At 41.2% G+C, this 13,431-nt stretch carries 10 protein-coding genes; 8 read left to right on the forward strand and 2 right to left on the reverse strand.

Annotation, left to right across the window (positions count from 1 at the left end):
- Nucleotides 1–7 precede the first annotated feature (7 nt).
- Entirely contained in the window at nt 8–238 is a 231-nt protein-coding gene (locus AOM43_RS03440; protein WP_006340985.1) for a hypothetical protein, read from the reverse strand.
- Between the two features lie 278 nt (nt 239–516).
- Between AOM43_RS03440 and AOM43_RS03445 the strand changes: the two genes are divergently transcribed.
- Genes AOM43_RS03445 through astB form a run of 5 tightly spaced genes read left to right on the forward strand, consistent with a single transcriptional unit; the run spans nt 517 to nt 6,986 of the window.
- Nucleotides 517–1,737, forward strand: coding sequence for a hydrolase (locus AOM43_RS03445; protein WP_059359057.1), 1,221 nt, complete (start codon nt 517–519; stop codon nt 1,735–1,737).
- The gene (locus tag AOM43_RS03450) at nt 1,734–3,116 is read left to right on the forward strand and encodes an aminotransferase class III-fold pyridoxal phosphate-dependent enzyme (protein ID WP_013924829.1); all 1,383 of its coding nucleotides are present in this window, start codon (nt 1,734–1,736) and stop codon (nt 3,114–3,116) included. Before AOM43_RS03445 ends, AOM43_RS03450 begins: the two co-directional genes overlap by 4 nt.
- A gap of 3 nt (nt 3,117–3,119) precedes the next feature.
- Nucleotides 3,120–4,136, forward strand: a complete 1,017-nt coding sequence (locus tag AOM43_RS03455; RefSeq protein WP_006342673.1) for an arginine N-succinyltransferase — start codon at nt 3,120–3,122, stop codon at nt 4,134–4,136.
- Between the two features lie 13 nt (nt 4,137–4,149).
- Complete coding sequence (gene astD / locus AOM43_RS03460) at nt 4,150–5,622, forward strand: succinylglutamate-semialdehyde dehydrogenase (RefSeq protein ID WP_059359059.1); 1,473 nt, start codon at nt 4,150–4,152, stop codon at nt 5,620–5,622.
- 8 nt (nt 5,623–5,630) lie between these two features.
- On the forward strand, nt 5,631–6,986 hold the full coding sequence (gene astB, locus AOM43_RS03465; RefSeq protein WP_013924827.1) for an N-succinylarginine dihydrolase: 1,356 nt from the start codon (nt 5,631–5,633) through the stop codon (nt 6,984–6,986).
- Here astB and AOM43_RS03470 read toward each other — a convergent pair.
- Nucleotides 6,983–8,449, reverse strand: a complete 1,467-nt coding sequence (locus AOM43_RS03470) for a mercuric reductase (protein WP_006342669.1) — start codon at nt 8,447–8,449, stop codon at nt 6,983–6,985. The genes astB and AOM43_RS03470 overlap by 4 nt on opposite strands.
- Nucleotides 8,450–8,627: 178 nt before the next feature.
- Between AOM43_RS03470 and AOM43_RS03475 the strand changes: the two genes are divergently transcribed.
- The 3 genes from AOM43_RS03475 (at nt 8,628) to AOM43_RS03485 (ending at nt 13,083) form a co-directional block, all read left to right on the forward strand.
- Nucleotides 8,628–9,050, forward strand: a complete 423-nt coding sequence (locus AOM43_RS03475) for an OsmC family protein (RefSeq protein WP_059359062.1) — start codon at nt 8,628–8,630, stop codon at nt 9,048–9,050.
- A gap of 103 nt (nt 9,051–9,153) precedes the next feature.
- Entirely contained in the window at nt 9,154–12,021 is a 2,868-nt protein-coding gene (locus AOM43_RS03480) for an FAD-binding and (Fe-S)-binding domain-containing protein (RefSeq protein ID WP_059359065.1), read from the forward strand.
- A 168-nt stretch (nt 12,022–12,189) separates the two neighbouring features.
- Complete coding sequence (locus tag AOM43_RS03485) at nt 12,190–13,083, forward strand: F-box protein (protein WP_013924823.1); 894 nt, start codon at nt 12,190–12,192, stop codon at nt 13,081–13,083.
- Nucleotides 13,084–13,431: the final 348 nt, after the last annotated feature.

Raw genomic sequence — 13,431 nt, forward strand, 5'->3', positions numbered from 1 at the left:
TCCTTAATCATTCGATAATTCTAAGGTTTGTGGCGACCGCTTCCATCTCTTCATCTTGTTCTTCAATAAAAGTTTGAGCTCCTTTTAACAGATAAGCTGCTAAAGCAGTATCACCCTCATAACTCATACATACTTGCATATTTCCATCCGCGGAAGGCGGATCACAGGTGATAAGGACATAACAAGCATGATTTTTTGCTAATTCTTTTGTAATTTGACTTGCGTCCCGACGCTTCATCCCCTCTCCTTAGTAATGGGGTGTCCAAGAAAAAAATGAAAAGAGCATTCTCTAATCATTTCCCAAAGTCTCTAAAAGGCCTCATCGATCCTGATTTGGATCACTATTCGCCACATTAGCCGAAGCGCTGATTTATTACAAAGTCAAAACAAAAATTTTTTCGATCGCGATAGTTTATACCTCCTTCTCATTAGATAAAAGAAAAAAAACATTTGTCAGCAGCTTATTTTATTTATATAGTGCAAATCAAGCAAATCAACTAACTTGGAGTCATCCTGGTGACAAATCACCCTCTACTTTCATACGTCAATTGGATCCAGGGAGAGCAAGAAGACCTGGTTGCGCTTTTGGAAACATGGACAAACATAAACACTTCCTCGTTCAATCTTGAAGGACTCCAGAAACAAACAACCCTCTTGAAAGAAGCCTTTTCGAAATTGGGCGGCCACGTAGAAGAAATTGCTTTGCCACCCTGCGAGCAGATCGATTCTAAAGGAAAATGGCGTCAAAAGCCACTCGGCAAAGCCTTATCCATTATTAAGCATCCAGAAGCCCCTATTCAAGTTTTTTTAGGTGGGCATATGGATACCGTATTTGCTCCAGAGAGTGCCTTTCAGAAAACACAAAAAATCGATCAAAATATTTTGCAAGGCCCTGGCGTCGCAGATATGAAGGGGGGACTTATTATTCTTCTGAAGGCTTTAGAAGCTTTAGAGAAGAGTCCCTTTGCAGGAAAAATTGGCTGGCATGTGTTGATTAACCCAGATGAAGAAATAGGTTCTCCAGGATCTGCTCCACTGATTCGGCAATTCTCCAAAAACAAGCAGCTCGGCTTACTTTTCGAACCTGCTTTCTCCGATGGTTCAATCGTTTCAGCTAGAAAAGGCTCTGCCAATTTTACCGTCATCGCTAAAGGCAAATCAGCACACGCAGGCCGAGATTTCGCCGCTGGACGCAATGCCATTGTGGGGCTTGCACGGTTAATCTGTGAACTCGACGAGCTTAATGACCTTGATCAAAAAGTTACTTTAAATATTGGGAAAGTGGAGGGTGGCGAAGCTGTCAATGTTGTTCCAGATACTGCCTTATGTCGATTCAATATGCGAGCCTCCCTTCCAGAAGAATTTGTGCTCGTCAAAGAAACCATTCATAACATTCTCTCCACGCTAAACGCAAATAAAGAGATTACCCTGACTTTGTACCAACATGGAGAACGCACCCCTAAAATGTTTGATGAAAAACATCAGACTCTCTTCAAAAATTTGCAACAGACAGCTCAGGCTATGGGAGTTGCGCTCACCTGGAAAGCCTCGGGGGGCATTTGTGATGGCAATATCTTGGCGGAGGAAGGGATCCCTTCGATCGACACTTTAGGAGCCATAGGAGGAAATATCCATACACATGAAGAATATATTCTCATCAATAGTCTCGTTCAGCGCGCTCAATTAACAGCTCTTTTTTTGATGCAATTAGAATCACTTTTCAAAGGAAAATTATGAAAGAATCTTCTTCCTTAATTGCGGATGATCTTTATGCTGACCCAAGAATTCTTCAGGCTAAGCAGCTGATTATGGAAGCGGTGACTGATCACCAAAAAAAAATCCAGCATATCGCTCCGCCAAAAGAATTTCTGAAAGCCTATTCTAATCATCTGCTTGCAGAATATGAAGAACTGCGCGGAGGTAAATTATGGTATCCCTTCGTAGGCAGTGGAATTGGAAACGGATGCTTAGTTGAGCTAACAGATGGAAGCATTAAATATGATTTAATTAGTGGAATCGGTGTGCATTATTTAGGTCACAGTTCCCCTTTGTTGATTGAATCCAGTATCGACGCAGCTATTAGTGATACTGTTATGCAAGGAAATCTCCAGCAAAACAGAGATTCCATTGAGCTTGCCCGTATGTTGATTGAGCGTTCCCATATGGATCATTGCTTTTTTTCTTCCTCGGGAGTCATGGCTAACGAAAATGCCCTTAAATTGGCTTTTCAGAAAAAATCACCAGCTTACCGCTTATTGGCATTTGAGCATGCCTTTGCAGGAAGAACGTGGGCGCTTTCTCAAATTACAGATAAGCCGGCTTTCAGGGAAGGACTACCCGCAAATGTTTTTGTGGATTACGTTCCGTTTTATGATCCTGAACATCCAGAAGAAAGTACAGCAAAAGCTTTAGAAGTGCTAAAAACACACTTAAAGCGCTATCCAAATCAATATGCGGCAATGCTGATCGAATTTGTGCAGGGAGAAGGGGGTATTTATCCTGGTTCCACGGCTTTTTTTACACCTCTCTTTAATCTCTTAAAAGAAGCTGGAGTCACGATTATTGCTGATGAAATCCAGACCTTTGGACGAACGCCGCGATTATTCGCTTTTCAACACTTCGGCTTAGATTCTTACATTGATATTGCCACCATCGGCAAACTTTCGCATGTTTGCGCCACACTATTTACCAAGGAATTTAAACCTCGGGCAGGACTCTTAAGCCAAACCTTCACCAGTAGTACAACAGCCGTACAAGCTTCCCTTAAAATTTTGACCGAACTTTTTGAGGGTTCTTACTTTGGTGCAGAAGGCAAGATTATGCAAATACAGGAGCATTTCTTTAAAAATTTTTCTGCGATCGAAAAAAAGTCTCCAGACCTTATAAAAGGCCCATACGGGATAGGAACCATGATAGCTTTTACTCCGTTTGACGGTGATAGCCAGCGCACCGCACATTTTGCTCAGGCATTATTTAAGGCTGGAGTTATGAGCTTTATAGCCGGAACAAATCCTACGCGCATCCGTTTTTTGATCCCTGCAGGAGCCATCAAACCTCATGAAATCGATATCGTCACAAGCATCATTGAACACACATTAATCCAAGAGAAAGAGTGAGCTATGCTTATTGTTCGCCCAATAGAGCTAAAAGATTTATCTGCTTATCAAGAACTTGCTTTTAATGCTTCCATTGGCATTACTACACTCCCTAAAAACAAAACGCTGCTCGAAAAAAAAGTGCATCTCTCCCTTCAATCGTTTCAAAAAAAAACTCTTTTTCCTGAAAATGAACTTTACATCTTTGTCTTAGAAGACACCGATTCAAAGTCTGTGGGAGGGACGTGTGCCATCTTTTCTAAAACGGGCATCCAAGCCCCTGCTTACTACTACAAAGTGATCACAGAAAAGAGGGATTCCCCTTTTCTAGTTGCAGAATCACGGGTCTTACATCCCATTAGCTATGTTTACGGTCCTTCTGAAGTTTGTGGAATTTTTCTTAAAAAAGAGTTTCGAAAAGGTGGTCTGGGTAAACTCCTTTCGTTTACGCGCTTTTTATTTATGGCTTCCTTTCCACATTTTTTTACAAAGACCATTATTTCATCCATTCGAGGACGTATTGATTCGCAAGGAAATTCCCCTTTTTGGAATAGCCTTGGTCATCATTTTTTATCAAAGTCTTTAGATGAAGTATTTCATCTATTAGAAGATCAAAAAATTTCTCACAAAGAAATTATTACGCCTTACCCTGTTCATGGGGCCCTTTTGTCAAAAAAAGCCTGCCAAACAATCGGAAAACCACATATGAATTCGACTCCTGCTTTCAAAATGCTAAAAAATCAAGGGTTTTCAATCACAGATGAAATCGATATTTTTGATGGAGGCCCCAAGTTAATGGCGGAGTTAAGTGATATTCATGCCATCACTAAAAGTCGCACAGGATTTATCAAAAAAATCTCAAGCAATATAGAGAATTCCACCTACTCTCTTATATGTAATCAAAATCATCCTTTTCGGGTTTGCTATGGAGAAGTCTCTGCTAAAAAAGAAGAAGTGACTCTTTCATCTCAAGTTTGTGAAGCTCTGCAACTTGAACAAGGGGATGCGGTACGCTACCTTCACATTCCTAAACATCATTAATCAGGAAAACAATATGCCGAACCAACATCGTTTATGCATTCAAAATAGTTGGGAAAAAGGTTCTGGACCACTTTTTCAATCCTTTAATCCCGCAACAGGAGAGCTTTTGTGGGAAGGAAATGCGGCAGACCGCGAAGATGTCGATCGAGCCATTGGAGCTGCATTACAAGCTTTTGAAGAATGGGCTAATCTCCCGATCAATGAAAGAATCGATTATCTTTTAAGCTTTCGCGATGAACTTGAAGAAGAAAAAAATACCCTAGCTTTAGTGATTGCCCAAGAGACAGGCAAACCTTTATGGGAGTCTAAGGGAGAAGTTGATGCAATGCTCGCCAAAATTGCGATTTCCATCGATGCCTACCAAGTACGTTGCCCAAATACCACACTCCCACAATCGGCAAATGTTGTCAAAACACATCATAAGCCCCATGGCGTCGCCGTTGTTTTAGGACCCTTCAATTTCCCTGGACATCTTCCCAATGGGCACATTATCCCTGCCCTGCTCGCCGGAAATACAATCGTTTTTAAGCCCAGCGAACTGACCCCTCTGGTAGGAGAATTTATCGCCCAGATTTGGCAAAGAAGTGGCTTACCAGAAGGCGTGCTGAATCTTGTTCAGGGAGGACGAGACACGGGTAATTATCTGACAGAGCATCCATACCTCAATGCTCTTTTTTTCACAGGTAGCTGGGAAACAGGAAAAAAACTGTCCGAAAAATTCGCCACACACCCCGATAAAATTTTGGCACTTGAAATGGGTGGAAATAATCCTCTCATCATCGATTCTGTTAAAAATCTCAAAGCTGCAGCCTATACAACCATTCAATCCGCTTTTTTGACAGCAGGCCAGCGTTGTACTTGTGCCAGAAGATTGATTGTGATCGAAAGTGAACAAGGTAGAGCTTTTGTGCATGCACTCGTTGATCTGATGCAAAAGATTCGGGTAGGCCCCTATACAGACGAACCAGAACCATTTATGGGACCGGTTATCCACCTAAATGCCGCGCAAAATTTCTTAAAAAAGCAAGCGTCTTTATTAGAACTTGGAGGGAAAGCGCTTGTAGAAATGAAGCAAATCAAAGAAGGCCTTCCCTTTCTTTCTCCAGGTTTAATCGATGTCAGCGAAGTTCACCATGTTCCAGACGAAGAAATTTTTGGCCCTCTTCTACAGCTAACTTATGCCAAGAATCTATCGGATGCCATTGAAAAGGCTAATCATACTGTTTATGGATTAAGTGCTGGAATACTCACTGATCAAGCCGATCATTTCGACATCTTTTACCGCAAGATTCGGGCTGGAGTCATTAATTGGAATACCCCTTTGACAGGAGCGAGCAGTTCCGCACCTTTTGGAGGAATCGGAAACAGTGGAAATCATCGTCCTAGTGCCTTCTACGCGGCAGATTATTGTAGCTATCCCGTTGCTTCTACCGAATCATGTCTCTTACAAATGCCCTCGAAAATGCCTCCAGGAATTGCGCCATAGGAATCACGATGAACCAAGCATACGAAGTCAATTTTGATGGATTAGTCGGACCCACACATAATTATAGTGGCCTTTCTTACGGGAATACAGCATCTCTACATAATCAAAATCTTCCATCCAATCCTAGAGCCGCGGCTTTACAAGGATTAGAAAAGATGAAAATGCTACATGATTTGGGAATCAAACAAGGAGTCTTCCCTCCCCATGAACGCCCCCACCTTCCCACTCTACGCGTCTTAGGATTTACTGAATCGGAAGACCGTTTAGGGGAAGCCGTTTTTAAAACGTCTCCCGAAATTTTTTTTAATTGTTTTTCCGCTGCAGCCATGTGGACAGCCAATGCAGCAACTGTTTCCCCTTCAGTAGACTCCTCTGACAAGCATGTGCATTTTACCCCTGCAAATCTATGCAGCAAATTCCATCGTTCTTTTGAACACCACACTACTCAAAAAATTCTAAAAACCATTTTCTCTAATCCCATTTATTTTATACATCATGACGCACTGCCTTCTAACTCCTACTTTTCCGATGAAGGCGCCGCGAATCACACCCGTTTTTGCAATGGCTACGGAAATCCTGGAATTCAGCTATTTGTCTATGGAAAATCCAGTTTTCATCCCACTATTATCCAACCCTTAAAGTTTCCCGCGCGGCAAGCGGATGAAGCCAGCTATGCAATTGCTCGATTGCATAAACTCTATCCAAAGCATACAGTCTTTGCGCAGCAAAGTCCTGAAGCCATCGATGCGGGTGTTTTTCATAATGATGTGATCTCTGTAGGAAATCAGCATCTGTTTTTTTATCATGAAGATGCTTTCTTCAGAACAGAAGAGGTGATTCAAGACTTACAAAAAAAAGTTCGAGACATTTGCTTGCAAGATCTCTTTTTAATTAAAGTCCCCAAAAAACGCATTTCTCTTGCACAAGCTGTGAAATCTTATTTATTTAATTCTCAAATTGTTACGCTAGAAGACCAGACCATGACCATTCTAGCTCCGCAAGAATGTCAAATGACCCCAGAAGTTGAGCTTTTCTTACGAGAGCTTTCACAAGAACCGCAAAATCCAATCAATTCCATTCGATACCTTGATCTTAATCAGAGCATGCAAAACGGCGGAGGTCCAGCCTGCTTGCGATTGCGCATTGTGTTGACCGAACAAGAATTGGCCGAAACACATCCGCATGTGTTATTTACTGAAACATTATATCAAAACCTCTCTAAATGGATTCAAAAGCATTATCGAGATCGACTAACTCCTCATGAGCTTGTCGATCCCACATTGATCCAGGAAACACGTCAAGCGTTAGATGAGTTGACTCAAATTTTACAGCTTGGTTCAATCTATTCCTTTCAGCAAAATTAGTCCTTTGATCGCTTTTTTAAGAGTAGCTCGGCAGCCGTTCGGATAGCTTGACTTTGTGTTGGAAAAGGATGAATCGCTTTTGTTAATGCCAGCAATCCATCTTTAGATGCCATCGCCACGCTGATTTCAGCAATCATATCCCCTGCATGTTGGGCCATGATATCTCCGCCGATGATTTCGGATGTTCCCTTTTTCACAATTAATTGCACAAAGCCGATGGTTTCTTCATCCAAAATGGCTCGATCAACATTTGCAAATTCCATAACAAGCGTCTCCACATCAATTCCACGCGCTTGTGCTTCCTGCTGACTTAAGCCCACATGGGCAATTTCAGGAGATGTAAAGGTACACCATGGCACAATTAAGGCATCTTTTTGCCCTTCTCCACCTTTTAATGCATTGGAGACCGCTAAACCGGCCAATTCTTTCGAAATGTGGGTGAATTTATACTTTGAAGTGACATCGCCAATTGCATAAACATGTGGATTTGTTGTTTGGAGGAATCCATTCGTTGAAATTCCCTTACGGCTATCATAACTAATTCCAGCCTGATCTAATCCCAATCCCTCTACAACAGGTGCTCTTCCCACCGCCACGAGGATTTCATCCACGGGAATGCCTGTGGACTGTCCTTCTAGGTATAAAATCTTCTCTTTTCCCTTTTTCTCAACTCGCACCACTTTTGATTGAGTGAAAATTTGCATTCCTTCATTTTCCAATACCTTTTTCAAACGTTCGGTTGCTTCTGGGTAATCTTTTGGTAATAGTGTCGCACTATTTGTAACCACGGTAACCTGAGAACCAAAACGCAAAAAGGCCTGGGAAAGCTCACAACTAATGGGCCCTCCACCTATGACACCTAAACGTTTTGGCAAGGTGGATAATTCGAATATGGTTTGGTTTGTCAAATAATCGGTTTCATCTAATCCAGGAATCGCAAAAGGCGCGGGCTGTGTTCCTGTGGCAATAATCGCTTTTTTAAAGGTGATGGTTTGTCCTGCAACCTCCAACTGATTGGGTCCGATAAAATGACCTGCTCCAAGAAAAACATCCACACCTAGTTTTTTAAAATGTTCGGCTGAATCATGGGGAGATATGGTTGCTTGTAAACGGTGGACTCGCTGCATCACAGCCCCAAAATCGACCTTCCAATCTTTAGGGACCTCGACTCCAAAATATTGCGCATGGCGTACTTCTGCAGCAACACGGGATGAGCGAATCATTGCTTTTGAGGGTATACATCCATAACTTAAGCACTCACCACCAAAATGTTTTTTTTCAACAAAAGCAACTGAAGCATTTAGACTTTTGCCGATTGAGGCTGCCGTCATCCCCCCGGGTCCACCTCCAATAACCAACAGATCATAGGTTTCAATAGGCTTTGGATTTTTCCAATTTGAAGGAAATATATCTGCATGAATTTTTTGAGCGAAGTCCTGAGAGGGTGCATTTGAATCTGTCATTGAATGTCTCCGTTTGTATCAAATTCTTTTTATGACACTCAAAAAATATTGTCAATGCATAGACTGGTTCCCCATTTAAATAGCAAAATTATTCTCATCAAAGTATACATAAAAAATTAAATATGCGTGGTCAATGACAACCACGGCAAAAATCATTTACACACAAAGGAGAATGATTATGCAACGCAAAGGTTCTGCAGTCTGGCAAGGAGATTTAATTCATGGGAAAGGCACCGTTTCAACAGAAAGTGGAGCACTTGAACACACACCTTATTCCTTTAAAACGCGCTTTGAAAATAGCACAGGAACCAATCCTGAAGAGCTATTAGCTGCAGCCCATGCTGGATGTTTTGCTATGGCTCTTTCTAATGAGCTAAGCACAGCAGGAATTCCACCCAAGGAGCTCCAAGCAACAGCAACAATTACCATCGATAAAGTTTCGGATGGATTTGCTATTACAAAAAGTCATATTGATCTTGTGGCAGATATTCCAAATGCGGATAAGACTAAATTTGAAACTGCTGTTAAAGCAGCAGAACAAGGGTGCCCCGTCTCAAAACTTTTCAAAGCCGAAATCACGGTTTCTGCGACTCTAAAATAATCTTTCAGCATGCGAATATTCGCCAATATTCGCATGCAAAAACGCATTTTAAATAAAATTAAAAATGCATAGGATAAGCCATCAATTTAATGGGAATGTCTCCATGCAATTTAAAGAGTTGGAAAAAGATTTAAAAACACACTTAAGTGGCGATGTCCATTTCGATGAAATATCTCGTAAAATCTATAGCGTGGATGCTTCCATTTATGAGATCGATCCCATTGGCATTGTGCTTCCTCGCTCGAAAGAAGATCTGATTGAAGCTGTTAAAATTGCAAAAAAACATCGCATTCCAATCATCCCACGCGGGGCTGCCACTGGTATTACGGGCGGCTGTATCGGAAAAGCTTTAATTTTGGATACATCCAAATATCTCAATCGCATCCTACATATTGATTATGCCAACGAATCTGTCACATGTGAGCCTGGTGTCGTCCAAGACGTCTTGAACGCAACGCTTGCAAGTCATGGATACCGCTTAGGACCAGATACTTCAACAGGCAATCGAGCCACATTGGGAGGAATGCTTGCCAATAATTCTGCAGGAGCCCGATCGCTTCGCTACGGAAAGATGGTGGATCACGTGCAATCCGTTGAGTTGCTTCTTGCTTGTGGAAGCCTCATGACCTGCCAAATGGTTGACGAAGAAAGTTTTAATCAAAAACAGACTTTAGATAACAGCGAGGGGAGAATCTATCGTACACTTCATAATATTCGACAAAACGATGCCGAGGAAATTGAACTTCGATTTCCAAAAATCCCCAGACGCGTTTCCGGCTATAACCTGGATGAATTAATTAAGCCTTTTCCCCTTAATATCAGCCAACTTATCGCAGGATCAGAGGGAACACTCGGCATTTGCACAGAAATAACCATGCATATCAGTAAAAAGCCGATGCACACAGCCCTAGGTTTGCTGTACTTTCATAATCTCATTACAGCCATGCATGCTGTCATGCCACTTTTAAGCCATCAACCTCTTGCAATTGAAATGATTGATCATCAAATTATTGATGCAGGAAGACGATCTCCCCCGCTTAAAAATAAGCTTGAGTGGCTCAGAACAGATGCCAAAATCCTTATTTTTGTTGAATTTGATGCCCAAACTCTAGAAGAACTCAATCAAAAGCTGAAGCAATTCCAAGACGATATTTTGACACGCTCAATTTGTGATCATTTGCATATTTTAACAAATGCCAGCCAAATCGCGCATGTTTGGGAAATGCGTAAAGCAGGACTTGGCTTACTTTTATCTAAGCGCTCCTATAGTCGTGCCATTGCCTTCATAGAAGATGTCGCCGTTCCCCCCGAAAATTTAGCCTCTTTTATGCAAAAACTCACCACCTATCTGCAAAGCCAAGGAAAAGAAGCTGGCATTTACGGACATGTGGGAGCCGGATGCATGCATGTCAGACCTTATATGGACCTTCGAAATCCCAAAGAACTGCAAAAAATGCAGCAAATCATGGATGCCGTCTCTTCATTAGTTCTAGAAGAAGGTGGTTCTATGAGTGGAGAGCATGGCGATGGTCGTGTCAGATCATGGTTGCATGAAAAAATGTTTGGAGAAAAAATTGTGCATGCCTTTCAAGAGCTGAAAACAGCCTTTGATCCCGATTTGCGGATGAACCCAGGCAAAATTGTTTTTCCGACACCCTTTCTAGAAGACCTCCGTCAAGGCCCTCAAATGCAACCATCCATAGTCTCTCCGTTTCTCGACTTCACCAGAGAAGGGGGATTTGATTTGTCTGTTGATTTATGCAATGGGAATGGACGCTGTCGCAAAGGCGAAGGTACGATGTGTCCATCCTTTCAAGCCACTCAAGACGAATACGATACTACACGGGCTCGTGCACAGGCTTTACGCGCGCTTATTCGCGGAGATCTTGCCAATTCAACACCCTCCAATGCGGAAGTTCATGCTGTTTTAGATCTGTGCCTAGAGTGTAAAGGATGCAAAACAGAATGCCCCTCACAGGTCGATATGGCTAAAATGAAAGCCGAGATGACTTATCAGTATCAGCAAAAACATGGAATTCCTCTACGAAGCCGCCTTTTCGGTCAAATTGGTCGAGTCAATTGGCTGCTTTCCCACATGCCAACGTTTTTTAATTGGCTCCTCGCCAAGCAATGGTTTAAAAACTTGCAAACTTGGGGAGGCATTGCTTTTGAGCGTTCTCTACCACCCTTGAATACAATCCGCTTTTCTACTTGGTTTAAAAAATATACTCAACCGACCGGCTTGGACAAACAAGTCGTACTTTTTAATGACACCTTCACAGAATTCAATGAATTAAATATTGGCCAATCCGCGGTTAAGGTATTAAATGCCTTGGGATATTTTGTCATTTTGCCAGCATGGCAATGTTGTGGAAGACCTTTGATTTCTAAAGGAATGCTAGTTCAAGCGCGTGAAAAAGCGGATGCTTTGATTCAAAGTTTATCTCCTCTTGCTGAAAAAGACCTTTTCATTATTGGATTAGAACCTAGCTGCATCTTAACGATTCAAGATGACTTTCAGGATTTAACACAACAAGCCCAAGATCAAATCAAAAAGATTAAGGGATTATGCCTCACATTTGATGAATTCATCAGCAAACATCTTGAAAAAGAGGCCTTTCCGACCAAAACTTCGACAGAAACCCCACTTAAGCTCCATGTACATTGTCACCAAAAAGCTTTAGTTGGAACATCTCCAAGCTTGGCTATCTTGAAATCCCTTCCAAATCATCAAGTAGAACTTATTCAAGCAGGATGCTGTGGCATGGCAGGCTCATTTGGCTATGAGAAAGAACATTATGGCATTTCGATGAAGATCGGAGAACTGCATTTGTTTCCCGCTATTCGACAAGCTCCAGAAGACACAAAAATCATTGCTAATGGGATGTCTTGCCGTGCGCAAATTAAGCAGGGCACAAACAAAAAAGCGCAGCATTTGGCTGAATTTTTAGCAGACATTTTGAACGTTTGATTCAGCAAAAAGACCTCTGATCTCGTCTTTTAACTCATTCAGTGCAATTAAAAAACATAAGTTTACTTTTATGAAAATGAATAAAATTATATTATCAAATAATTTTACGATTTTGTTAAAAATAAACTATAATAAATTATGTCATTAATAATAAATTGTCATCACCATATGCCAATTGCAGATGAGCCCATTGGCATAGATGCAACTGATATATTTCCACATGAACTTACTCTTAAAGTTTTTTCTTATTTAAGTCTTGCAAACCTTGGAAAAAGCTGTCTTGTAAGCAAAAAATGGCATCTATTAGCAAGCGATCACATTTTGTGGAAGTACGCTATTTATAAAGAATTAGCTTTTGGTGACGATAAATGGAGACAATTCCTTGGAAAAGATGTGATAAAAGACGAAAAACATCGAGAAGATTTTGTATCTTTACCCGTGAATGAAATTATTAAAGACTATCGAAGGTTCAAAAGCATATTTCCAGAAAAAAATGTGAAGGATGGTCTTATGCTTATTAGGCTCCCTAAAACGCTTAATGGACAGCTCACTTTAAAAAGTCTTGGAGAACTAGCAAAACGCTATTTTCCAAATACCAAGACAGGTTACGGATACCTTAACATCCACATGGATAAACTGGGAGATAAGTCGATCAACCAATCTTGTTGGGTTCTTATGACACAAGACGCTCTACCTGGAAGTAAAGGAGTAAACAACACCAAGCAAAACGAGATTATGGCAGATCCTACTGAAACTCTAATTGGTTTTGAACTTCCAGGAACACTAGAAGCTACCACTTGTATTTTGGCACAATACTTTGGTTTTAAAATACGCTTATTTAGCAATAAGCCACGGACCTATATACACTGTAAAGATATTGTAAAAGGCTTTCAGGTGATTCATGAAGACAAGCAAGTCTTCACAATTGGAGGTTATCAAGTGGCCGTTGGGAATTTCCACGAAAACGGCCTCTGCATCGACATCTTCGACGCCCTAAAGAATGAGGTCATTGGCATTGCTGCTCTAAAGTCTTATGCGATCAAAGGTGCCATTCTCCCTTAATAGCATAAACGCGATGACACTTGTACACGGGAGCCAAAATCCACCCTCTTTTCAAGAAAATATCAGCTTTCCAACAAGCGACTGCTAATTCAATTTTTGCTGCTGCACTTGATTGTGGGTTAATTTTTCATATCAACTAAATCATCTGGGCCACCATTTCATGATTTACCAATTATCCGTCAGAATTATACCTATGTTAAATAAGAGGCCATTTTTCACGTTGCGCTTACAACTTATAAAAAAACATTGACCCATATTTTCAATTTTAATATAACCCCTCTGTTTTATTCATTTTTATTTTGAAGAGGGTGACATGAGATCTTTTCTAAATCTACTAGCCAGCCTAAT

Origin of the sequence: Parachlamydia acanthamoebae, assembly GCF_000875975.1 — a bacterium.
Taxonomy (GTDB): domain Bacteria; phylum Chlamydiota; class Chlamydiia; order Chlamydiales; family Parachlamydiaceae; genus Parachlamydia; species Parachlamydia acanthamoebae.